Source organism: Spirosoma sp. 48-14 (genome assembly GCF_001898575.1).
Taxonomy (GTDB): domain Bacteria; phylum Bacteroidota; class Bacteroidia; order Cytophagales; family Spirosomataceae; genus Spirosoma.
Map to the genome: position 1 here is coordinate 286,842 of NZ_MKUD01000022.1, position 23,771 is coordinate 310,612.

The window sequence follows — 23,771 nt, forward strand, 5'->3', positions numbered from 1 at the left end:
ATTTTAGGGATAGTCATCTGATTATCAGTTAGTCGTCGATCGGCTAGCATTTTCATAGTATTGCCGATTGACGACTAACCTTCTCAAAATGAATTCTACAAAACAGCATCTATGCCCTAACGACGCGGTTTTTTATGTAAATTCCCCCGGCTTTTAATCGTACCTGATTGGAATTGAAATTGCCTAACTGAAACAGAATGCTTATTTCTACATTCTCTTTTAATCGTACCTGATTGGAATTGAAATTAAGTAGTCAGGGTGACCAAGGACAGGATTAAATAGCTTTTAATCGTACCTGATTGGAATTGAAATGTGTCGGGGTCAGTACGGGAAATGGTAGGGAAATTTCTTTTAATCGTACCTGATTGGAATTGAAATTCTTCGACCTGGTTCATGCCCGTCGCCCCCAGGCCGCTTTTAATCGTACCTGATTGGAAGTGAAATGTTGTCAAGTAAATAACGGACAGGCCGCATCCATGGGTTGAATGCGGCCTGGCTGTGTACTAGGTAAAAAGAGAATGACAGTTTATAGGGCTAGTTCTTTTTCCGTGACTATTGTCAGTACTTCGGGGTCTTTCAACCGTACGGCTAGCCCTAACGTTTTAGGTACTTCATAGTGGAAAAAGTATTTCATCGTATGAATCTTTCCTTCATAAAAAGCTAGTTCGTCGCCTTCAGGATTTTGGGTTAGTAAGGCCTGTTTGGCCACGATAGCCTGTTTGAGCCACTGCCAGGCCACCACCACAATCCCAAAGAACTCAAGGAACAAAGTGGCATCCGACAAATACCGCTCAATGTTCCCCTGCTGGGCATAGGGCAGCAGGCTGGTTAATACCTCCTGGGTGCGTTTTAACTCAGTTGTCAGGCTGTCAGCGTAGGGTTTCAGGTCATCGTAGGTGCTGGCGGTACTGATCGTTTTGCTGATTTCGGCAAATAGCAACTGGGGGGCTTTCCCGCCTTTCATCGTCATTTTGCGGCCGAGCAGGTCCTGCGCCTGAATACCTGTGGTTCCTTCATAGATAGGCGTAATACGAATGTCGCGGTAAAGCTGCTCTACCGGAAAATCTTCGGTATAGCCGTAACCGCCAAAGGTTTGCAGGCTCTGGCTGACCGACTGAACACCCATTTCGGAGGGATACGATTTGGCAACGGGCATGAGCAGATCGAGCAGCAGAAACGTGTTCTCTTTCTCTTCGCCTTCCGTTACTTCATGGAGATCGTATAAGCGAGCGGCTTCGAGCAGTAACGACAGCGACCCTTCGGTAACGGCCTTCTGAAATAACAGCATCCGGCGCACATCAGGGTGATTGATGATGGCTGTCTGGGGGGCGTCCAGGTGATTCTTCTCGTTCAGACGACGACTTTGCGGACGCTCTTTCGCGTATTGGAGGGCTGCATGGTAGGCCGCTGTGGCTATGGCAGTTGCCGTCATTCCGACGCCAATACGGGCTTCATTCATCATCTGGAACATATAAGACAACCCCTGGTTAGGCTGTCCGACCAGATAACCTATGGTGTCGTCGTTCGATCCCATCGTCAGGTGCATGGCCGGAACCCCTTTCTGCCCCATCTTGTGGTATACCCCGGTTGAGGTAACATCATTGTCGACAAAGTTGCCCTGTTCGTCTTTGCGGTATTTGGGAACAACAAACAGAGAAATGCCTTTTGTGCCTTTGGGTGCTCCATCGATTCGGGCCAGCATCAGGTGAATAATGTTTTCGGTGGCATCGTGGTCGCCAGCCGATATAAACACCTTCTGTCCCTTGATTTTATAGGCTCCTGCATGACCTGCCTTTGAGTCATCAACCGATAAGGGAGTTGCTGTTGTGATCACATCCGACAGCGACGACCCGGCCTGTGGTTCTGTAAGGGCCATAGTTCCCTGCCAGGTGCCCGAAAGCAGATTAGGTACGTAGGCCTCAATCAACTCGGGCGATCCAAATGACGTGATCAGGTGAGCCGAGCCGGATGTAAGGCCGGTATACATCATGCCATTGTTGGCGGCCATTATAATAAAGCCGACGCACGAACTGATCATTTCGGGAAGTTGCTGACCACCGTGCTCGAAGGAGAAACCAGCGCCAATCAGACCCGCTTCACCCATCGCTTTGAGGTACTCCTTGATTTGCGGATGCACCCGTACCTTACCGTCTTTAAGTTCAGGCTGATTTTTATCGACTTCTTTCAGGTAGGGGTGCATCAGTGTATCGGCAATGTATGTGGCCGAATCCAGAACCAGGTTAAACGTTTCCCGATCGTGGGCACTGAAATAATCGTATTTGGTTAGTTCATCTGCTTTAAATACGTCATAGAGCAGAAATTGCAGATTGCGCTTACTAAAATAAGTAGTTGCCATATTGGGCCTTCGGATTAGGCCAATTGTATGATAATTGGCTATTGACAGGGATAAAAATACCATCTTTTGGCCTACATTTTGTACTGATGTCGAAAAACTATCATTTACTTTAGGCTGTTATAAAAGACAGTTAAATAACTTAATAGGTTAACCATGAAAAAACTAATTGCAGTAGTTGCGCTCTTACTGACTGTGGTAACAGTGGCTCGTGTTCAGGCCCAGGCACCAGCGAGTCCGAAAATGACTGCCGAAAGCCCTGATAAGAGTATTAAGGTTGTGTATGGTCAGCCATCCAAAAAAGGTCGTGTTATTTTTGGTCCTGAAGGGTCCAGCAGCCTGGAGAAGTATGGGAAGGTGTGGCGTACCGGAGCCAATGAAGCTACGGAAGTTACGTTCAGAAATGATGTGATGTTTGGGGGTAAAATGGTTAAGGCCGGTACCTACACATTGTTTACGATTCCGGGTGAGAAAGAATGGAGTGTCATTTTAAATAGCCAGCTTAATCAGTGGGGGGCCTATGATTACGAAAAAATTAAAGCCAGTGATGTGGCGATGATTAAAGTGCCGGTTTCGATGAATAAAACACCAATCGAAAAACTAACCATCACCCCCGCGAACTCCAGCATTGCCATTGCCTGGGACAATATGACTATTTCAGTGCCTGTTATGAAACATGGTTCATGAACGGATAACTTTTTAGCGATTAAAAAGCTTCTTTTTAGTGGCACAAACCCAGTCCTGAAGGCTGGGTTTTTTGTTGGTTAAAGGGTAGAAAGTTACGCAAACGACTTTAGTAGTTAAAGCGATGCGAATACCTGATTTTTGCTCGTATTTAGCTGTATGTGGCTTGTTTATGAACCGTTTTTGTTCGAAAACGTGATGAAACGGAACGTGTATTTGTACGTTTAGTAATTTTAATCGCTTTTTATAAAAAAAAGAGTTGTAAGTGATTAACAAACAAATGTTTATCGCGTTATTTGCGATACCATCTAACCGATATCCCGTATGATAAAATACTACTTACTGTATGTACTGCTCGGCTTGGCCGTACTGCCTGTCTGTGGTCAGGGGGTGACGGACTATTACCAGCTGCCTGAAAATGGGCAACAATACAAACGATTACTGAGCCGTTATGGTGGGCCGCAGGTACGCGACCGCTGGTATGTATCCCTCGAAAGCTTCGTTCGAACCGATCGGGCTCAGCTCGATAATTCGTTAAACGGACTTATTCAGAGTGACCCGGTTGGTAAAGCAAGCTGGGGCGTTTTACTCGGATGGGCTTATCGTGAACGATGGATAGTAGAGGGCGGATACTCCCGTATGCCCATTCATACCCAAATGTCGATTAGCAACACAACACCTACTGTTTCGTTCCGGTATTCAAATGATCAGAATGCGTTTGTACTACGAGGTAAACGCTTGCTTCTCTCGACCAGCAAACCCTGGCTTCGATCGGGATTCTGGGTTAGTGGAGGTATGTGGGTAGTTCCCAATACCACGCAACAGGAAGGCGTTGTATCCATAACCGGTAAGCGGTATTCAGGCCGTTGGGAAGCGCCTGAAATGTTTCAACTGACTACCCAGACGACGACAAACGCTCAGACCGCAACACTGGCTGAACTTGGTGCTGAATACAATGTTCGGCTGTCTAATGCCCTGGATTTAGGCGTATCCGTTCGCAAGCTATGGGGCCTCGCCAATTCAGTGACAACAGATATAACGTATACCGCTAATCGTTCAGCAGCTCAGCAGGCTCAATTGCAGGGCGCAGGTTCAGGTATGAGCTATGGTGTCACACTCCGATACAATTTTGCCGTGCGACGTGCACTATCAAATGTGTTGGAAGTACAAGGGAAATCGAGAACCAGCAGAATCCGTTAAGCGATTGACGAACGAAATAGAAGAGAGTAGGCGGCTAGTAAAGCCGCCTTTTTTATGGATTCTGATTCATTTTCTTAACCTTTACCAACATGAAACGTTTCGCTTTGTGGTTCTGCCTTGCGAATAGTCTTATCAGTCAGATCTCCTTTGCTGATGTCCGTTTACCAAATGTATTTGGCTCGCATATGGTGCTCCAGCGCCGAAAGCCCATACCCATCTGGGGCTGGGCGGACCCCTCCGAAAAAGTCACCCTGACGTTCAACGGGCAGACAAAAACGGGTAAGGCAGACAAAGAGGGTAAGTGGAATCTTACGCTTGATCCAATGGAGGCTGGTGGGCCTTACCAACTGGTTGTAAAGGGAAAGAAAAATACGGTTTCCTACGATGATGTGCTGCTGGGTGAAGTGTGGGTATGTTCGGGGCAGTCGAATATGGAATGGCCCCTGCGCGCTGCTGCCAATGCAAAGACCGAAATCCCCCTAGCCAACTATCCGAGCATTCGCCAACTGCTGGTCAAAAAAGATATTAGCTTGACGCCTAAAGATAATATCGAAGGGAGTTGGGATGTCTGCACACCTGAAAATGCCCCCAATTTTACAGCCGTCGGCTATTTTTTTGCCAAACACCTTCAAAAAGAACTGAACGTACCCATCGGTCTGATTAATACATCCTGGGGTGGTACGCATTCCGAAACCTGGACCAGTCGGGAAGCCCTTACTCAGAATGATGACTTACGGCTAGTCGCCAGCAAGTTACCTGCTACCTATGAAGATGTGATCCGAAGTGGCTCCGAACGGACCCAGAAACTCGTAGCCTCACAGCAAGGAGGCTTACCTACAGTTGCTGAAATTCGAACCTGGCCCGATCCCGCTTTGAATACGTCGCAATGGAAATGGATGAATGTACTGGGCGACTGGGAGTGGAAAGGCTTGCCTACACTGGATGGCGTTGTCTGGTTTCGTCGGGAGGTTATGATTCCCGAAGGGAGCAACCTGAAACGAATGACGCTCCAGTTTGGTCCCATCGATGATCAGGATTCGACGTATGTGAATGGTCAATTCGTTGGAACAGGTAAAGGTTCGTCGCCTAGGTCGTATCCCGTACCAGATGGATTGTTGAAACCCGGTCGAAATGTGATTGCTGTTCGCGTACAGGATACGGGTGGAGCTGGCGGTTTGATGGGAGAAGCTGAACAGCTTCGACTATCGGGCGAATCGGTGTCGATTCCGCTGGCCGGAAGCTGGCAGTACCGGATTGCCTCGGTGAGTGAATCATCCTATAAACCAGGTCCTAATACCTATGCGACGCAGTTGTTCAATGCCATGCTGAAGCCATTGATTCCTTACGCTATTGCTGGAACGATCTGGTATCAGGGGGAGTCGAACGCAGGGCGGGCCTATCAATATCGGAAATCGTTCCCACTGATGATTCAGGACTGGCGGAAGCATTGGGGCTATGATTTTCCGTTTCTGTTTGTACAGTTAGCCAGCTTTAACGCGTCGAATGGGGATAGCCGGAAAGGAAGTACCTGGGCTGAACTCCGCGAAGCACAGACCATGACGCTCCAGTTGCCTAATACAGGTATGGCCGTGACGGCCGATATTGGTGAACGCTCCGATATTCACCCGAAAAATAAGGAAGATGTAGGCAATCGATTAGCAGCCGAAGCCATGCGAATTGCCTATCAAAAGCCAGGTGTAAGTGCGGGGCCTATGTTCGATAAACTTACGGTGAATGGGAATACAGCTACAATAAGTTTTCAGAATGTAGGCTCCGGACTATTGGTAAAAGATAAATACGGCTATCTGAAAGGCTTTGAAATAGCGGGTGCCGATCAGAAATTCTATTTTGCAAAAGCCGAAATTCAGGGTAGTACCGTGGTTGTACACACCGATTCGGTTACGACGCCCGTAGCTGTCCGGTATGGCTGGGCCGACGACAACGGTGATGTGAACCTGTATAATCGGGAAGGTTTTCCGGCAGTGCCTTTTCGGACTGATACCTGGAAAGGAATTACCGAAGCCGCTAAATTTGGCGAACAGTAAACAGAACCGTATCTATCTGGTAGCTGATTATTGGCTTACATGCTTTTCTGCTAAAAGCGATTAGGGTGAGGGCAGATTTGAGAATTTACCCTCACTAACTTAACTATCTTCTAAAAGTTATGAGTCGTTCTGTATATTGGATAATAATGGGTTTCTTGCTGCCTATGGCTACGCAAGTTGTAGCGCAGGTTGAGTATGGATACAGCCGTACCATTCGAATTTATGCGCCGAATTTCAAGCCTTATGATGATGTAGAGGGTTCGCCGTTTGTACCGAGCGATAGTGTTCAGAATGGTTGGCTGGTATATGGCCGGAAACAGGTACCCGCTCGGTTACGATACAACAGCTACTCGGGCGAAGTTGAGTATGTGGAAGGTGGCAAAGTACTTACCCCAGTCAATTCGGTAGCTGAGTTTGAGATCATTACTGTCGACACACTCCGGTTTCGAAAAGGCTTTCCGGCCGTAGAAACCTGGTCACCGATCGATTTTTACCAGGTTGTATACGACGGGCGACACACAAAACTGCTCAAACGGATTGTATCGGTTATCAAAAGCAATACCGAAACGATGTCCGATGATTTTGGCAAGAAGCGATTCGAACAGCGCGAAGGCTATTTTATCTGGGCATCAACGGCAAAACCATCGACAGATGCGTATGTTGAAAAACTGTCGGAGGGTGAAATGAAATTGATTATTCTGAACAAAAAGGCATTGCTAAGTGCATTGCCGCAAAAGGCCGATCAGATAAACGCGTACCTGACTGAGCAAAAAATAAAACTCAAATCCTGGAAAGAAGTTGCCAACGTATTGAAATACCTGGACACGCTGTGATTCCGGTCAAAATCTGGCTGATTTTGGGATTAACACGATTTTGTTTTAACAGGTGAACGCTGTCGATAGAGTGCTGATTATCAAGTATTATAGTAAATCATAGCAATCATAAAAATCTGCGTTCTATCATCAGACAAAATCGTGTTAATCCTCAGACATGGATTACAGCTCCTCCAGGCGCTCCAGCATCAGAATGGATGATTGAGGTACGATGATATACTGCTCTCCTTCGTATTGTACGTCGATGGCGTTCCGTTGCAGATAAATCGCCAGATCGCCTTCCTGCGCCTGAAGGGGCATATATTTTACTTTTTCTTCTGTTTCTTTCCAGGGCTCATCTTCAGTGGATACAGGAATCGGATAGCCTGGACCTACTTTTATGACATAGCCAGCCTGCACCTGTTCTTTTTCCTGAACTGTAGGGGGCAAGTAAAGGCCGCTACTCGTACGGTCGGTAGGATCTTTAGGTTTTATCAGCACTCTGTCGCCTACAACAAGAAGGCGTTTTAATTTATTATCGGCAGTGATACCAAGCATACGTTTTAGTCAATAGTAGTCAGTGAATATCGGTTTCCGGATGTTGGTTGTGGAAGGCAAAAATCGGGCAAGTTGTGTAAATGCGTCAAAATGTCAGCCTGTTTTGCGATTCATCAGGGAACAGGGTCATAACCATGGCCCCCCCAGGGATGGCACCGACCGATGCGTTTTAGCCCAAGCCAGCTACCCCGCAAGGGGCCATGTTTACGAATGGCTTCAATCGTATATTGCGAACAGGTGGGTGTATAGCGGCAGGCATTAGGGAAATAGGGCGATACCACTGCCTGATATACTCGGACCAGACCAATTAAAAATGATGTCATCATATACGCTTAAACAGCAAAAGGGTCAAAAACTTTCCCGCAATATGTATCTTTGCTTTCAGTTGGTTTACGGTTAATGTTTTTCGGTTTACGGTAGGCTGATGTGAGTAGCTTTGCTGCGTCAACCGATAGTGCCCCGACAGTCATAACCTGTAAACATCAAACGCATTTTTCTCTCTTATGCTTCAATACATTATTTGGGAGGTCAATCCCGAAATTTTCCACATTGGTTCATTCTCGGTACGTTGGTATGGCCTGCTGTTTGCGCTGGGTTTTCTGATCGGTATGCAGATCATGAGCTATATCTACAAAAAGGAAAACAAGCCTGTTGCCGATACCGACACCCTTTTGATTTACATGGTAGTGGCTACTATTCTGGGAGCCCGCATCGGCCATTTCCTCTTTTACGAACCCGACGTATTGCTGCACCATCCCTTAACGGTCATTACACCACCATTTGCTGGTTTGGCCAGTCATGGAGCTACCATAGGTATTCTGACGGGGCTATGGCTGTATTCGCGTCGTAAACAAAGCCGGTTAACTAACCAGACATTTTTGTGGGTAACCGACCGAATTGTTATTGTGGTGGCGCTGGCTGGGGCCTGCATTCGGTTTGGTAACCTGATGAATTCCGAAATTGTAGGGCGCCCAACCGATGTTCCCTGGGCGTTTGTATTCATGAATAACAGCGAATACGCCAAAATTCCCCGTCACCCAGCTCAGTTGTACGAGTCGATTTCGTGTCTGATCCTGTTTTTTATTCTGTTGTGGTTCTGGAACCGGACCAAGGAGCGCACCCCGCGAGGGAGTATGCTGGGGATCTTCCTAATCTGGGTATTTAGCCTGCGGTTCTTCTACGAATACCTCAAAGAGAACCAGGTGGCTTTTGAGGATAATTTACCCTTAAATATGGGACAGTGGTTGAGTATCCCGGCCGTATTGATGGGAGTCTATTTCCTGATTCGCAGCTACCGGACGCCGATCGTTGTGCCCGATCACGAAGCGTCGAAACCAATTGAATCCTAAGACGAGTTTAGTTACAGTAGCAGCGATACGGTTGGAGCGAGAAGCCTGACTGTATCGCTGTTTTTTTGTGTAGTGAGTTACCTGATCTCGTTTTGAGCGGTATCGGAAATCTGTGTATTTTTGGCGATTACTGACTGTAAATCACACTTCATCTGTGAAATCAACACCTATTATTTTTTGCTGCTTTTTTATTGCACTGGTAGATACGCTATCGAATCATGCGTTGTGGGCTCAGGTTCCCGGTCGGCAGGTCCATTGGTCGGCTGATGGGAACGCCTACACCAGCATCGAGCAGGGCGATTTAGTAAAAACAGACATTCGAACAGGGAGCAAAACGGTACTCTTACCCAAAGCCAAACTACAGCCAACTACCCGCAAACAGCCATCGCCCATTGCCGATTTTACGTTCTCCAGTGATAGTAGTAGCTTACTTCTGTTCACCAATACCGCTCGGGTTTGGCGCTATAACACGCGGGGCGATTATTATCTGGTGAATCGGGCAACGGGTGAGATGCGCCAGCTTGGAAAAGGCCGACCATCACAGTCGTTGATGTATGCCAAACTGTCGCCCGACAGCCGTAAAGTAGCGTATGTCAGCGAACATAATCTATTTGTTGAGGACGTAGCTACTGGTCAGATAACTCCGCTTACGACTGATGGAACCCGTAAACGCATCAACGGCACCTTCGACTGGGCCTATGAAGAAGAGTTTGGATGCCGAGACGGATTTCGTTGGAGCCCTGATAGTAAGCAGATTGCGTATTGGCAGGTTGATGCGACGGGCATTCGCGATTATCTGATGCTTAATACAACCGATTCAGTGTATTCGCACGTCGTTCCGGTCGAATATCCCAAAGTAGGCGAGTCGCCTTCGCCCACCCGTATCGGTATCGTATCCGTTGCAGGGGCTCGGGATGCCGTACCTACAACTACCTGGCTGGCTATTCCAGGTGATCCACAACAACATTACCTGCCGCGCATGGCTTGGTTGCCAAATGGGAGTGGTCTGATTGTGCAACAACTGAATCGTAAGCAAAACGAAAGTAAACTGTTGGTGTGCTCGGCAATGGGGCAGTCGATTACGCCAATTTATACCGAAACTGATAAAGCCTGGATCGATGCCAAAGATGATCCCGCTAGCTGGGAGTGGATTGATGGTGGAAGAGCGTTCGTGTGGCTATCTGAAAAAGATGGCTGGCAGCATCTGTATCGAATCAGTGCCGATGGAAAGAAAGAAACACTATTGACACCCGGTTCGTATGATGTGGCCAGTATCAGCCATATCGATGAAACGACGAACTTGATTTACTTTATTGCCTCTCCTCAGAATACGAATCAGCGGTACCTCTACCGTACCCGACTGGATGGAAAAGGGAAAGCCGAACGGGTCACCCCAGCCGATTTGTCAGGGACGAATAGCTATGTTGTATCCCCCAATGGCCGACTGGCTCAACACACGTTTACTAATTACCAGACTCCGCAGGTTCGCCAGTGGGTTACCCTGCCCGACCACAAACCTGTAAATGGTCAGAATAGCCTGAAAATCAATACAACACCTAAGCCCAACATCAATTTCTTTACGGTTATCACCGACGATGGCGTAACGCTGGATGGCTGGATGGCGAAACCAACGGATTTTGACAGTACTAAAAAATATCCAGTTGTTTTCTTTGTTTATGGCGAACCGGCCAGCAGTACGGTAAATGATGTATTTTCGGTTGGTCAGAATCGACTTTTCAATGGCGATATGGCCAAAGCAGGTTATCTGTATGTGGCGCTCGATAACCGGGGAACTCCCAATTTGAAAGGGGCTGCCTGGCGTAAGTCGATTTATCGGCAAATTGGTCGGCTCAACGTTCGCGACCAGGCCATGGGGGCAAAGAAATTATTGGCCCAGCATGCCTACATAGATACCAGCCGGGTAGCTGTCTGGGGATGGAGTGGGGGAGGTTCGACAACGCTGCACCTGCTTTTTCAGTACCCCGACATCTATAAAACGGGCATTTCCATAGCGGCTGTTGGCAATCAGTTGTTTTACGACAATATTTACCAGGAACGGTATATGGGTTTGCCGCAGGAGAACCGCGAGGATTTCGTGAATGGATCGCCGGTTACCTATGCCAAAAATCTGCGTGGCAATTTGCTTTATATTCATGGCACCGGCGACGATAATGTGCATTACGATAATGCCGAAGTACTAATCAACGAATTGGTGAAATACAATAAGCAGTTTCAGGTGATGCCCTATCCAAACCGGACGCACAGCATTTCGGAAGGAGCGGGTACCAATCTGCATTTACGGACACTGTATACCAATTACCTGCTGAAATACTGTCCTCCCGGCCCTCGTTGATAGTAAGCAGCCCTACGCACCGGGTGTAAAGTAGGCTCGCTTTTGCAGAGATGGTCATTCAGAAAATTAGGATACATGCAACAAACTAAGCTAAATCGTTCGGTTCTGAGTCGGCTGCTGATGGCCTGCTTACTCGTTTTGCCTTTTGTGTCATCAGCACAGCGAATGGAATTTACCCACGATGATACGCTGCGAGGCTCCATAACGCCCGAACGAGCCTGGTGGGATCTTACCTTTTATCACCTGAACGTGCGCGTACAGCCTACCGACAGTACCCTGACAGGATCAACAACCATTCGGTATCGAGTATTGAAGGCCAATAAGGTTATGCAGGTAGATTTGCAGCGCCCCCTTCGAATTACCCGTGTTGAGCAGGATGGTAAACCGCTGTCGGTGCGGCAGGATGGCAATGCCTGGTTTGTAACCCTGTCGAAGCCACAAACGCCAGGAAGTAAGGAATCGATTACTGTGTACTATTCGGGCAAGCCCCGCGTCGCTAAACGCCCACCCTGGGATGGGGGTATGGTCTGGAAGCGTGATAAAGCGGGCCACTGGTTTATTGCCACAGCCTGCCAGGGGTTGGGGGCCAGTGCCTGGTGGCCCTGCAAAGACCATATGTACGACGAGCCTGATTCAATGGCCATCAGTGTAACCGTACCGGAAGACCTCACCGACGTATCGAACGGACGCCTTCGCCGAGTAACAACCAATCCTGATCATACGCGGACTTTCGACTGGTATGTGCAGAATCCTATCAACAACTATGGCGTCAATCTCAACATTGCCCGGTATGAACATTGGGAAGAAACGTATTCGGGTGAAAAAGGGCCACTTACACTGAATTATTATGTACTTCCGGAGCATCTGGACTCGGCCAAAGTACAGTTTCGGCAGGTGCCTAAAATGTTAAAAGCATTTGAGTACTGGTTTGGCCCATATCCATTCTATGAAGACGGGTATAAACTGGTCGAGACACCTTACCTGGGTATGGAGCACCAAAGTTCGGTCACTTATGGCAATCGTTTTCAGAATGGCTATTTAGGGCGCGATCTGTCCAGAACGGGCTGGGGACTAAAATGGGATTTTATTATCGTACATGAGTCGGGTCATGAGTGGTTTGCCAACAATATCACCTACAAGGATATTGCTGATATGTGGATTCATGAGAGTTTTACCAACTACTCAGAAAACCTGTTTACGGAATACTACTATGGTAAAGATGCTGGGGCACAGTATGTAATCGGCTGTCGGGCCAATATCCGAAACGACCGACCCATCATTGGAATCTATAACGTCAACTACGAAGGTTCGGGCGATATGTATTACAAGGGAGGGAATATGCTCCACATGATCCGTCAACTGGTTGGCGATGATGCCAAATGGCGGCAACTGCTGCGGGGTATGAATAAAACGTTTTACCACCAGACGGTCACAAGTGCGCAAATTGAGCAGTATATGACTCAGCAAACGGGCTTGAATCTGAAACCTGTTTTTGACCAGTATCTGCGCGATGTTCGGATTCCGGTACTCGAATACAAGCTCGTTGCCGGTGGGGTACAATACCGATGGACTAACTGCATAGCCGGGTTTTCGATGCCTGTTCGGGTGTGCTATAATGAAACCGGACCATTTCAACAGCTACAACCAACTACCCAATGGAAAACGATTGCGGCTAAAGAGGTGACCTCACTGTTGCCTGATTCAAATTACTTTGTAAACTGTAGGCGTGTTGATTGAGCATTTCCTCCGGTGACGTGTCGGTGTAAACGCCTGTAGACTGTAGGGATTAATTCTTAATTAAATCAGGTATACGTTTACTCAATAGATGTGCCGTCGTATCTGAAGAAAGTGTAGTTTTCTGATCAGTAAACCTTTACCACATTCTAACTTAACTTAATTATGCGAATGAATCGACATTTGTTGTGGGCCGGATTGTTACCGGTGATGTTGTTGATGGGTTGTGGCGGAAGTAAAGAAAAAGAGGAAGAAGAGAAAAAAGATGAAGAGTCCGTTTCGGCCTTAGGAGCCGTTGGGGCGCTAAAGGAAATGGCATCGAAGGCTGAAGAATTACAAAAGAATGGCCCTGTCGAAACCGTCGATTTTCGTAAACTGAAAGAGTTATTACCCGCCGATGCGGATGGACTGCCTCGTAAGGAAGCAACTGGAGAGAAAAATGGTGCAGCAGGTATGGTCATTTCGACGGCCAACGGGAAATATTCGAATGATGATGGCAGCGAAAGTATCGAACTGTCCATTATCGATGGAGGTGGCTCCGCTATGATGATTGGCCTGGCTGCCTGGTCAATGGTTGAAATCGATAAGGAAACCGATAACGGGTACGAGAAAACGAGTACAATGGGCGACAACAAATCCTACGAGAAATACGATAACGCCAGTAAAGACGGTGAGATAAACGTGCTGGTAAACAAACGATTTATCGTCTCGGCAAAAGGGCATGGAGTTAGTATGGATAAATTAAAATCGGTCTTGGAGGATCTGGATCTTGATAAAGTCGGTGCTCTGAAGTAGCGTTTCGGTCATTATAATTCAAAAAGAATGGGTTAACTCTGTGAGGTTAACCCATTCTTTTTTTGCCGGTCTTTCTAATCCAAATGTTATTCAAACTGCTCGTAGAGCAATTTTCTGTCTACTTTTTCGGGTAGTGGACCCTGGCGGGTTAGTTTCATTTTGGCTAAGGCGGCTCCCGCATGGGCACAGTTGCCGGGGGCATATCCATCCAGATAAGCCGTCAGAAAACCAGCCCAGTACGCATCACCAGCCCCGGTTACATCGACAACATCGATCTTTTTGCCGGGAATTCGGGCCTGTTTTGCTCCTCCGTCGTAAGAAACCAGACTCCCATCGGCACCCAACGTCAGGCAAATCATCGGCGACCCCATTTGGTGAAAGTCCTGAATGACCTTTTCCGGGGCCTGTCGCTCACCATAGAGCCGCTCTATATCATCCTCACTCACTTTTACCAGCGCCCCTGCAGCAAAATAATCCGCCAATACACGCCAGGCTTGCTGACGGTCAGGCCAGATGGTCGGGGCATAATTCGCGTCGATACTCACCTGACAGCCAGCCGCCTGAGCCCGTCGGGCGGCATCAACAATAACCTCCTGGGCAGGCTGGCGACTTAAAGCAAAGCAGGTTGTGTGAAAAAGCTGAGTTTGAGCCAGCAACGAATCTGGAATTTGTTCGGAACGAAGCTGGCAATCGGCATGGCGATAGGCGACAAAATCGGGTGTACCGGCGGTACGCGAAACCACTACAATGGTCGTAGGTTCGAGTGGATCGGCAGTAATGAACTGCGTATCAACCCCCGACTCATTAATCTCACGGGTTAAGTATTTACCGATACTGTCGTTGCCAACGCAGGCTACCAGGGCTACCTTATTGCCGAGCCGGGCCATGTTGGCAGCCATATTCGCTGGACTACCGCCCTGGTATCGGCGAAAGTCCTGGGCATCAACCAGGTTGGTCGATACATGATGACCAATGAAGTCGGCCAGAAGTTCGCCAACGGAAAGCAGTGCATAAGGGCGGTCAATAGAAGTCATGTCAATGATTGACTGAAAACGGGATACGAGTTACGAATGATTGGTAATGCGAATATGGCAGTCGTTGGCAATAAATGGTAATTCGTGTCCGTATTTCGTAAGCTATTTTAGTTACCGCCGGGTTCAATCGGGAAGGCCGCTTCTTCGCTCCGCTTATTCTCTTTGACCAGAAAACAGGCCCCGGCTGCCAGCAAAAGGCAAACGCCTGCCAATGCCAGTGCATTTCGTGGGTCATTGTTGAGAAGGGTCGGGTAGAAGAACCGCACCGTTAAGTTGTTGACAATCTGCGGAACAACGATAAAGCCGTTGAAAATCCCCATATATACCCCCATGCGTTCGGCAGGAACAGAGCTCGATAGCAGTACATAAGGCATCGACAGAATAGACCCCCAGGCCAGGCCCACCAGCGTCATGCCCACGAAGAAAATATACTTATCATTGGAGAGTAACATTGACAGAAAGCCCAGCCCTCCGATGGTTAGAAATACGGCATGGGTAGCCCGACGGCCAATTCGATCAGCGATGGCTGGCAGGAAAAATGAAATGGTAAAGCAGCCGACGTTGAACATGGCAAAACAGATATTTCCCCATTCGGTACCTTCCTGAAAACCCGGCGATTCGGCAGTGGGTGCGTTGAAGGCATGTCGGGCTACAGCCAGCGTCAGGTATTGCCACATGAGTGGTAAGGCAAACCAGGTGAAAAACTTGACCCACCATAACTGCTTCATGGTCGAGGGCATTTCTTTAATGGCATGGAATATTTCTGAAAAAGCCCCGCCAATGCCGCTCCCCTCTTTCTTCATCCGCTCAAACTCCTTCATGTCGTCGGGCGGGTATTCGTCCGTCGTATACACCGTCCAGATTACGGCCAGCAAAACAGCCAGACCGCCTAAGTAAAATGGGTATTTAATGCTGTTGGGGATCACATTGGCTGCTACGGCAGCGGTGGTAGTTAATCCCAGAAGCCGGAAAATTGTAGGCATCAGGTTAGCCAGGGTTTGACCAAAACCCACAAAAAAACTTTGTACGGCAAACCCTAAATCGCGTTGCTGGTCGTTTAACTTATCGCCGATGAATGCCCGAAAAGGCTCTTGGGTGATGTTCAGTCCCGTATCCAGAATCCACATTAAACTGGCAGCCATCCAGAGGGCCGACGAGTTAGGCATCAGAAAAAGGGCTAAACTGGTTACGATGGCGCCAATCAGGAAAAAGGGTTTACGTCGACCCCACCGTGGCGACCATGTACGGTCGCTGATGGAACCAATAATGGGTTGAACGATCAGTCCTGTAATTGGTCCAGCCAGCCAGAGAATGGGTATATTAGCTTCGTCGGCTTGTAAGTATCGGAAAATAGGACTCATGTTGGCCTGTTGTAGACCGAAGCCATATTGAATGCCAAAAAAGCCAAAGCTCATGTTCCAGATTTGCCAGAAGCTTAGATTCGGTTTGGCCTTTGTGGAGGATTTTTGAACAGTTCCCGTTTGCATCGATTGTAGTATCTTTAAAGAATCATCATAGGTGTTCGCTCAAGAGCTAGCAATTATACATAGCGATTTGCAGGATATGGAGATATTCTTGTCTTATTTTTTTGAAAAGACGTATTTTTGAGAATGATTCCCAAAATGTGGCCGTCCGTTATACTGGCTGTAACGGTGTTTCTGATGTCTTTTCAATGCGCTTTCGCTAATTCGGCGACCGATTCGACACAGACAGTCGTGATACGTTCCATCACGCTTAAAGGTAATTACCGTACAAAAGACCGAATCATCACCCGCGAAATGAGCCTACATGTGGGCGATTCTGTTCGGTTGTCCGACCTGCCAGACCGGCTAGCCTGGGATCAGCGAAATATCAATAATACGACCCTATTTATAACCGTCGATCTAACTACATCGCTCAGTCCATCGTCGGACCCGACTCAACTGGCGCAACTCGATCTGACGGTGACGATGAAGGAGCGATGGTATTTTATTGCCTATCCGGTTTTTGATCTGGCCGATCGTAACTTTAACGAATGGTGGTATGACCGGGGACGGGATTTTAGCCGGGTAATTTACGGAGGCCGATTGAGTTACCGAAACGTAACGGGCACCAACGATCGGCTTCAGATAGCCATTGAACGCGGTTTTCTACAACGCACTGTATTGTCGTATGCCACTCCTTACATCGATAAGGCCCAGAAAATTGGCTTACGCGCAGATCTGGTGTACGTTACAAATAAAGAAATTCCCTACCGGACTCAATTCGATAAATGGTTGTATGTCAAATCGGAAGATGTACTTCGTGAACGGGCGTACGCTACGGTTATTCTAACACATCGCCGGGGGCTGTATCATTACCATACGCTCAATGCTACCTATACCCGAAATACCATTGCCGATACCATTGCCAAACTGAATCCCGATTACTTTCTTGATGGCCGTACAACTCAGCACTATTCGTCGCTGGGTTACAGCTACCGATACGACCGGCGCGATAATGTTGTCTATCCATTGCAAGGGACGTTGTTTGTAGGGGGATTAACAGCATCAGGGTTGTTGCCCAGTGATAATTTCCGGTTCCTTGATGTATCGGCATCCATTACCCGTTACTGGCCATTAGGAGGTAAATTTTATGGTGCCGTCAATGTACGCGGGCGGTCTACCTGGCCGAACCATCAGCCCTATTATAACCTACGGGGACTCGGTAATTCCAGCGATATGATCCGTGGGTATGAGTTATACGTGATTGATGGACAGCGCACAGCCATCTGGCGAAATAGTCTGCGGTATCAACTCTTCAACGTTCGGAAGCAACTGAATTGGCTACACGTTCGTCAGTTCAATACCGTGCCGATAGCGGCTTACCTGACAGCCTTCGGGGATACCGGCTATGTGCATAGTACAGTAGCCGAACAGTATCAGAGCAATCTTGCCAATAAACTATTGGTAGGCACGGGTATGAGCCTCGATATTGTAACATTCTACAATCTGGTACTGCGATTTAGTGGCACCATCAATGCACAGGGTACCACCGGCTTTTTCTTTAATCTGGCACAGGAGTTATAATCCCAGGCCACTCATCAATCCCCGGCTCCAATCCGGCCATGCCGTAACCAATCATCCGATTTTCGATACACGGAAATCGGGTGCCGCTATACATTTGACCCGTCAATCTGACAGTCAAATACTTACACCGATGTAGACCTAATGTCTTCATTATCCGATCACTAACGGAGTCGTCCGGCTCTGGATCTCTCCACTTACTTTTTATTTCTTAACCATTTTAACATTGTTTCAGCTATGGAACTAAGTCCACTTATCATGAGCTGGGGCTGGATTATCCTGCTCCTGTTGACCTTTGTACTGTATAAAGTAGTACTCCGCTTTTTGTTCGGGATGGTTATTGTTCCCGAGGACCGGATCGGTCTGGTCACGAAAAAATACGTGCTGGTTGGTGCCGAAAAAGGGCTGCCCGATGGGCGAATTATTGCTACTAAAGGAGAAGCAGGGTATCAGGCCCAAACCCTGGCTCCCGGTTTATACTGGTGGATGTGGCCCTGGCAGTATGGCATAACCATGCAACCGTTTACGGTCATCCCCGAGGGTAAAATCGGACTGGTCTTATCGAATGACGGTGCTGAATTACCGACGGGTAATATTCTGGCTCGCCGGGTCGATTGTGACAACTTTCAGGATACCGAACGCTTTCTGAGCAGTGGTGGGCAGAAAGGCCGCCAAACGGCATTGCTAACACCCGGTACTTATCGAATCAATACATTCGCGTTTACAATAACCATTGCCGACATGACCGTTATTCGGGAAAACATGGTCGGTATCATTACGACGCTCGATGGGGCACCTTTACAACCAGGACAGATTGCCGGTAAAAACGTAGAGGGCCATAACAACTTCCAGGATGTCGATAGCTTTCTGAAATATGGTGGTAATCGGGGGCTTCAGCCACAGGTTGTGCTGGCGGGTTCGTACTACATAAACCCCTGGGCCATTCAAATTGAGGAAATTCCTATGACCGAAGTGCCGATTGGCCATGTGGGTGTCGTGATATCGTACATTGGCGAAGATGGTGAAGACCTGACTGGCGAGTCGTTTAAACACGGTAACATCGTGCGGAAAGGCTTTCGGGGTGTCTGGATGGAGCCGTTGGGGCCGGGTAAATACCCGATCAACACCTATACCATGAAAGTGGAAGGCGTACCGACCACGAACCTGGTCCTTAACTGGGCCAATGCCCGAACGGAAGCCCACGCGCTCGACCGAAACCTCTCGACCATTACGGTTCGCTCAAAAGACGGTTTCCCGTTCAACCTCGACGTGGCCCAGATCATCCATATTCCATCGGCGGAGGCTCCGAAAGTGATTGCCCGCTTTGGTAGCATGACAAATCTGGTATCGCAGGTACTGGAGCCGACCATCGGTAACTATTTCCGTAACTCGGCGCAGGATTCTGATGTGATTGCCTTCCTGAGTACCCGTAAAGAACGCCAGGAGGCTGCCCGCGAACACATCCGTGCTGTGCTGGAAGTGTATAACGTAAACGCTGTTGATACGCTGATTGGTGATATCGTGCCACCCGATAGCCTGATGAAAACCCTGACCGACCGGAAGATTGCCCAGGAGGAAGAAAAGACGTACGAAACGCAGCGGATGGCGCAGGAAAAACGGCAGGGGATGGAACGTGAAACGGCTCTGGCCGATATTCAGCGCGAAGTGGTGAAAGCTCAGCAGAGCGTCGAGATTGCTCAGCGAACGGCTGATGCCGCCGTGAAAAAATCGGAAGGGGAGGCCCGAAGCCTGAAGTTACAGGTTGCTGCCGAGTCGGAAGCGACCAAGGTACGGGCCGAAGCCAATGCCGAAGCACGTCGTCGACAGGCAGCTGCCGATGCGGAAGCTACCAAATTGACTGCGGATGCCGAAGCCGAACGCATTGCCAAAACAGGTAATGCCGAAGCCGAGAAAATTCTGGCCATTGGTCGTTCAACCGCCGAAGCCTACGAATTGCAGGTTTGTGCGATGGGTGATGATAACTTTACCCGATTTAAAATCACGGAGGAGATCGGTAAGGGCCAGATACGCATCATACCCGATATTGTTATCAACGGAACGGGTACTGGTTCCGAAGGTTCGCTAAATGGTTTAATGGGTATGCAATTGCTGGAGCAGATTGAAGAGCGCAAAACAGGTAAGGTCACCAAAATTGTGGATGTGACCAGGGCTGTAGAGCCGAAAGCTGGGGAGAGTAACTAAATCGGTTTGTGGTTAAAAGTTGGGCAAAGCACTCGGCTCAACTTTTAACCACAAACCGATACGCTTTTTGCTACCTTTGTGCTATCCTTCACCCAAGGCTATCTATGAGCCAACCTGTACCGAAAAGAGAAGCAGCAAAGAAGCCTCCTTCGCCTTTGCTGGGGTTGTTGAAACCCTACTCCAGAACGATTTTCCTGCTGATTTTCCTGGCGTTGGCCAGCAACGGAATCAATCTGGTGCTGCCTATGATCATCGCAAAGGCGATTGATGCGTACAGTGCCGGGCACTATGTGCTGAAAACAACGCTGATCCAGTTTTTGGGTGCTGCCCTGGTTATTTTTGTGTTTACCTACCTGCAAAGTATTGTTCAGACCCGCGCATCGGAGCGTGTCGCCAAAGACCTGCGAACCAAACTGGCCGATAAGATTTCCCGCCAGAGTTTTACGTATATCCAGGAAACCAATCCGGCCAAATTACTTACCAACCTGACGTCGGATATTGATTCCGTCAAGACGTTCGTTTCGCAGGCCATCGTGTCCATTGTGTCGTCGCTATGCATCATCGTTGGGGCTAGTATTCTGCTGATTGGCATCAACTGGCAACTGGCGCTGGCCGTGCTATCGATTGTACCCATTATTGGGGTTACGTTTTTTTTAGTCCTAAAAAAAGTTCGCGTGTTGTTCATCAAGAGCCGCGAAGTAATTGACTGGCTCAACAAAGTCATCAACGAAAGTATTCTGGGATCGGCCCTGATTCGGGTTATCAACTCGCAGCAACTGGAATATGAAAAATTTCTGGCAGCGAACACACAGGCAAAGGAGTTAGGTATTGGCATTTTAAAGTTGTTTGCCGGACTCATTCCCGTCATCACGTTTACGGCCAATATGGCCATGCTGACGATTCTGGTGCTGGGTGGGCATTTTGTCATTACTGGCAGTATGTCGTTGGGCGACTTTGCGGCCTTCAACAGTTATCTGGCCCTGCTAATTTTTCCAATCATCCTGATTGGGTTCATGAGTAACGTGATTGCTCAGGCATCAGCCTCCTACATGCGTGTGAATCAGGTCTTACAGGCACCTGAAACGGTGAAAAATGGGACAATTGATGTTGCGTTGAACGGTGACGTGGCGCTTCAGGATGTGTCGATCAATTACGGGGAAAAGCCGGTTTTGAAACATGTTTCATTTTTGGTCCGTGCAGGTACGCGAACCGCCATTGTAGGGCCAACGGCTGCGGGAAAAAGTCAACTCTTGTTTCTATTAACGGGGCTGATCAAACCTACGTCTGGTCTGGTCCTGTTTGATGGGCAACCGATTGATGCGTATGATGAAGATGCTTTTCATCAGCAGGTTGGGTTTGTCTTTCAGGATAGTATTGTCTTTAACATGAGCCTGCGCGAGAACATTGCCTTCAACGAAACTGTCACCGAAGCGTCGATGAATAAGGCCATTGCCACGGCTGAATTACAGGATTTTGTCGATTCGTTGCCCGATAAGCTCGAAACTATTGTGTCGGAACGGGGGAGCAGCCTGTCGGGAGGTCAGAAGCAGCGGATCATGCTGGCCCGTGCGCTGGCACTCAATCCCAAAATACTCCTGCTGGATGATTTTACCGCGCGGGTGGATACCAATACCGAGCAGAAAATTCTGGCTAATGTGCAGCAGAATTACCCTGGCATGACCCTTATTTCGGTCACCCAAAAGATTGCCGCCGTGGAAAATTACGAGCAGATTATTTTGCTTATGGAGGGCGAAGTCGTCGATAAGGGCACCCACACCGAACTGATGAACACTAGCCCCGAATACGTTCAGATTTACCAGTCGCAGCGGAGCACCAATCAGTATGAACTACGATCTTAATCAGTTTGTCGGGCAGAAGGAAGAAAAAAATGCCACAACAAAAGCCCTCCGCAAACTCCTGACGTTCATCAATGATGAGCGACAGACGTTGCTGCTGGCCTTTGCTGCAATCCTGGTCAATTCGAGCCTGAACCTACTGGGGCCCGTGCTGATTGGTCGGGCGGTGGATACGTATGTGCAGGCCAAACAGTTTCATGGGCTGCTGGTGTATGGCAGTATTTTGCTGGCGATGTATGCCTGTACGTTGGGAACCAGTTATTTGCAAACCCGGCTTATGGGGGGCGTGGGGCAACGGATGCTATTCAAGCTGCGCAATGCTGTGTTTGGCAAACTTCAGGAATTACCAGTCGCATTTTTCAACCAGAACAAGGCAGGGGACCTGATTTCGCGGATCAACAACGACACCGACAAACTGAATCAATTTTTCTCGCAATCGCTGATGCAGTTTATTGGGAGTATCGTGACCATGATTGGTGCAGGGCTGTTCTTACTTTTTATTGATTTGCCACTAGGAGCGGCTGCCCTGGCACCAGCCATTCTGATCTGGTTGTTTACGCAGGTTACCTCCCCCTGGGTGAAGCGGAAAAATGCAGCTAGCCTGAAAAGCGTAGGCGGGATGAGTGCTGAAATTCAGGAGAGCCTGACAAATTTTAAAGTAATCATCGCCTTTAACCGACGCGATTATTTTCGCAAGCGTTTCGAAGAAGCGAACGAAGCAAACTATCAGGCGGCTATAGGTGCTGGGATTGCCAATACGGTTTTTATGCCCGTTTATGGTTTCGTGGCGAGTTTGGGGCAGGTAATCGTTTTGACAGTTGGCATTTATCTGATCTCAACAGATCGATTTACCGTTGGCTTGTTGATTAGTTTTCTGGCCTACGTGACGAACTTTTATAACCCGCTTCGACAATTGGCTGCCTTATGGGCTAGCTTTCAGGTGGCCATGGCCGGTTGGGACCGGATTTCCTATTTGCTGACGATGCAATCGAATTTACCTATAATTGAAAACCAGTTGGCGGTAACAACGGCATCCCTACTGGCCTTTCAGAACGTATCGTTCAGCTACCCCAATGGTCATGAAGTGCTGCATAATATCAGCTTCACGCTCGAACGAGGAAAGACCTACGCGCTGGTTGGGCCAACAGGTGGTGGTAAAACGACAACCGCTTCGCTCATTGCCCGTTTGTACGATCCAACTAGTGGAACCGTGTGGCTCGATGGTAAAGATATTCGGGCGTATAGCGCCGAAGAGCGGACGCAGAAAATCGGGTTTATTCTTCAGGAGCCATTTCTGTTTACAGGCACCGTTCGGGAGAATATTCTGTATGGTAATGAACAGTACCGAAACTACACCAATGAGCAGTTGGCAGACGTAATTCGGCAAGCGAACCTGACTGGATTGCTGGAACGGTTCGACGAAGGACTGGAAACCAGAGTACAGTCGACCGGCGACACGATCAGTCTGGGGCAAAAGCAACTGATAGCGTTCATTCGGGCGGTTTTACGTAATCCTGAACTGCTTATTCTGGACGAAGCTACCGCCAACATCGACACCATAACCGAACAGTTACTGGAAGAAATTTTGCAGAATCTGCCCGAATCCACCACGCGCATCATCATCGCCCATCGCTTAAATACCATTGAAAATGCCGACGAGATTTTCTTCATCAATTCCGGGGAAGTTACCCGCGCGGGTTCGTTGGGGGATGCGGTCGATATGCTACTTCATGGCAAACGAGTTAGTTAATG

At 48.3% G+C, this 23,771-nt stretch carries 17 protein-coding genes and 1 CRISPR repeat array; of the genes, 12 read left to right on the forward strand and 5 right to left on the reverse strand.

Annotated features, from left to right (window positions below; all coding sequences use genetic code 11):
- Positions 1-150 precede the first annotated feature (150 nt).
- Positions 151-444: direct repeats of the CRISPR family, unit length 30 nt; unit sequence CTTTTAATCGTACCTGATTGGAATTGAAAT.
- 82 nt (positions 445-526) lie between these two features.
- Positions 527-2,356: an acyl-CoA dehydrogenase gene (locus BGO59_RS14135; RefSeq protein ID WP_293684256.1), complete on the reverse strand. Its 1,830-nt coding sequence runs from the start codon at positions 2,354-2,356 to the stop codon at positions 527-529.
- 153 nt (positions 2,357-2,509) lie between these two features.
- Between BGO59_RS14135 and BGO59_RS14140 the strand changes: the two genes are divergently transcribed.
- The 4 genes from BGO59_RS14140 to BGO59_RS14155 all read left to right on the forward strand — a co-directional run bounded on the left by BGO59_RS14140 (position 2,510) and on the right by BGO59_RS14155 (position 7,115).
- Positions 2,510-3,040, forward strand: a complete 531-nt coding sequence (locus tag BGO59_RS14140) for a DUF2911 domain-containing protein (protein ID WP_293684257.1) — start codon at positions 2,510-2,512, stop codon at positions 3,038-3,040.
- Between the two features lie 321 nt (positions 3,041-3,361).
- Entirely contained in the window at positions 3,362-4,237 is an 876-nt protein-coding gene (locus BGO59_RS14145; RefSeq protein ID WP_293684258.1) for a hypothetical protein, read from the forward strand.
- A gap of 89 nt (positions 4,238-4,326) precedes the next feature.
- A complete protein-coding gene (locus tag BGO59_RS14150) occupies positions 4,327-6,282 on the forward strand; it encodes a sialate O-acetylesterase (RefSeq protein ID WP_293684259.1) in 1,956 nt (651 codons plus the stop codon).
- 164 nt (positions 6,283-6,446) lie between these two features.
- Positions 6,447-7,115, forward strand: a complete 669-nt coding sequence (locus tag BGO59_RS14155) for a hypothetical protein (RefSeq protein ID WP_293684260.1) — start codon at positions 6,447-6,449, stop codon at positions 7,113-7,115.
- Positions 7,116-7,277: 162 nt separating this feature from the next.
- Here BGO59_RS14155 and BGO59_RS14160 read toward each other — a convergent pair whose 3' ends face one another.
- Positions 7,278-7,652 (reverse strand): co-chaperone GroES family protein, encoded by a 375-nt coding sequence (locus BGO59_RS14160; RefSeq protein WP_293684261.1) that lies wholly within the window; start codon positions 7,650-7,652, stop codon positions 7,278-7,280.
- Positions 7,653-7,765: 113 nt separating this feature from the next.
- Entirely contained in the window at positions 7,766-7,975 is a 210-nt protein-coding gene (yidD, locus tag BGO59_RS14165; protein ID WP_293684290.1) for a membrane protein insertion efficiency factor YidD, read from the reverse strand.
- 180 nt (positions 7,976-8,155) lie between these two features.
- On the opposite strand from yidD, the gene lgt reads away from it, so the two are divergent.
- The 4 genes from lgt to BGO59_RS14185 all read left to right on the forward strand — a co-directional run bounded on the left by lgt (position 8,156) and on the right by BGO59_RS14185 (position 13,883).
- Positions 8,156-9,001, forward strand: a complete 846-nt coding sequence (gene lgt / locus BGO59_RS14170; protein ID WP_293684262.1) for a prolipoprotein diacylglyceryl transferase — start codon at positions 8,156-8,158, stop codon at positions 8,999-9,001.
- A 196-nt stretch (positions 9,002-9,197) separates the two neighbouring features.
- A complete protein-coding gene (locus tag BGO59_RS14175) occupies positions 9,198-11,354 on the forward strand; it encodes a S9 family peptidase (RefSeq protein WP_293684291.1) in 2,157 nt (718 codons plus the stop codon).
- Positions 11,355-11,429: 75 nt separating this feature from the next.
- Entirely contained in the window at positions 11,430-13,091 is a 1,662-nt protein-coding gene (locus tag BGO59_RS14180) for a M1 family metallopeptidase (RefSeq protein ID WP_293684263.1), read from the forward strand.
- Positions 13,092-13,253: 162 nt separating this feature from the next.
- Positions 13,254-13,883 (forward strand): transposase, encoded by a 630-nt coding sequence (locus BGO59_RS14185; protein ID WP_293684264.1) that lies wholly within the window; start codon positions 13,254-13,256, stop codon positions 13,881-13,883.
- Positions 13,884-13,969: 86 nt separating this feature from the next.
- Here the strand turns inward: BGO59_RS14185 and BGO59_RS14190 are convergent, their stop codons facing one another.
- Positions 13,970-14,917, reverse strand: a complete 948-nt coding sequence (locus tag BGO59_RS14190) for a carbohydrate kinase (RefSeq protein ID WP_293684265.1) — start codon at positions 14,915-14,917, stop codon at positions 13,970-13,972.
- Between the two features lie 107 nt (positions 14,918-15,024).
- Positions 15,025-16,404, reverse strand: a complete 1,380-nt coding sequence (locus BGO59_RS14195; RefSeq protein WP_293684266.1) for an MFS transporter — start codon at positions 16,402-16,404, stop codon at positions 15,025-15,027.
- A 123-nt stretch (positions 16,405-16,527) separates the two neighbouring features.
- Here BGO59_RS14195 and BGO59_RS14200 point away from each other — a divergent pair, with 123 nt between their 5' ends.
- The 4 genes from BGO59_RS14200 (at position 16,528) to BGO59_RS14215 (ending at position 23,769) form a co-directional block, all read left to right on the forward strand.
- A complete protein-coding gene (locus BGO59_RS14200; protein ID WP_293684267.1) occupies positions 16,528-17,964 on the forward strand; it encodes a BamA/TamA family outer membrane protein in 1,437 nt (478 codons plus the stop codon).
- 234 nt (positions 17,965-18,198) lie between these two features.
- On the forward strand, positions 18,199-20,163 hold the full coding sequence (locus tag BGO59_RS14205; RefSeq protein WP_293684268.1) for an SPFH domain-containing protein: 1,965 nt from the start codon (positions 18,199-18,201) through the stop codon (positions 20,161-20,163).
- A 104-nt stretch (positions 20,164-20,267) separates the two neighbouring features.
- Positions 20,268-22,022 (forward strand): ABC transporter ATP-binding protein, encoded by a 1,755-nt coding sequence (locus BGO59_RS14210; protein ID WP_293684269.1) that lies wholly within the window; start codon positions 20,268-20,270, stop codon positions 22,020-22,022.
- On the forward strand, positions 22,006-23,769 hold the full coding sequence (locus BGO59_RS14215) for an ABC transporter ATP-binding protein (protein ID WP_293684270.1): 1,764 nt from the start codon (positions 22,006-22,008) through the stop codon (positions 23,767-23,769). Before BGO59_RS14210 ends, BGO59_RS14215 begins: the two co-directional genes overlap by 17 nt.
- The last annotated feature ends 2 nt before the right edge of the window (positions 23,770-23,771 follow it).

Coding starts and splice junctions, on each gene's coding strand:
- BGO59_RS14190 (WP_293684265.1), bottom strand. CDS start 14,917: ATGACTTCTATTGACCGCCCTTATGCACTGCTTTCCGTTGGCGAACTT.
- BGO59_RS14195 (WP_293684266.1), bottom strand. CDS start 16,404: ATGCAAACGGGAACTGTTCAAAAATCCTCCACAAAGGCCAAACCGAAT.
- BGO59_RS14145 (WP_293684258.1), top strand. CDS start 3,362: ATGATAAAATACTACTTACTGTATGTACTGCTCGGCTTGGCCGTACTG.
- BGO59_RS14200 (WP_293684267.1), top strand. CDS start 16,528: ATGATTCCCAAAATGTGGCCGTCCGTTATACTGGCTGTAACGGTGTTT.
- BGO59_RS14180 (WP_293684263.1), top strand. CDS start 11,430: ATGCAACAAACTAAGCTAAATCGTTCGGTTCTGAGTCGGCTGCTGATG.
- lgt (WP_293684262.1), top strand. CDS start 8,156: ATGCTTCAATACATTATTTGGGAGGTCAATCCCGAAATTTTCCACATT.
- BGO59_RS14140 (WP_293684257.1), top strand. CDS start 2,510: ATGAAAAAACTAATTGCAGTAGTTGCGCTCTTACTGACTGTGGTAACA.
- BGO59_RS14210 (WP_293684269.1), top strand. CDS start 20,268: ATGAGCCAACCTGTACCGAAAAGAGAAGCAGCAAAGAAGCCTCCTTCG.
- BGO59_RS14135 (WP_293684256.1), bottom strand. CDS start 2,356: ATGGCAACTACTTATTTTAGTAAGCGCAATCTGCAATTTCTGCTCTAT.
- BGO59_RS14205 (WP_293684268.1), top strand. CDS start 18,199: ATGGAACTAAGTCCACTTATCATGAGCTGGGGCTGGATTATCCTGCTC.
- BGO59_RS14160 (WP_293684261.1), bottom strand. CDS start 7,652: ATGCTTGGTATCACTGCCGATAATAAATTAAAACGCCTTCTTGTTGTA.
- BGO59_RS14185 (WP_293684264.1), top strand. CDS start 13,254: ATGCGAATGAATCGACATTTGTTGTGGGCCGGATTGTTACCGGTGATG.
- yidD (WP_293684290.1), bottom strand. CDS start 7,975: ATGACATCATTTTTAATTGGTCTGGTCCGAGTATATCAGGCAGTGGTA.
- BGO59_RS14215 (WP_293684270.1), top strand. CDS start 22,006: ATGAACTACGATCTTAATCAGTTTGTCGGGCAGAAGGAAGAAAAAAAT.
- BGO59_RS14155 (WP_293684260.1), top strand. CDS start 6,447: ATGGCTACGCAAGTTGTAGCGCAGGTTGAGTATGGATACAGCCGTACC.
- BGO59_RS14150 (WP_293684259.1), top strand. CDS start 4,327: ATGAAACGTTTCGCTTTGTGGTTCTGCCTTGCGAATAGTCTTATCAGT.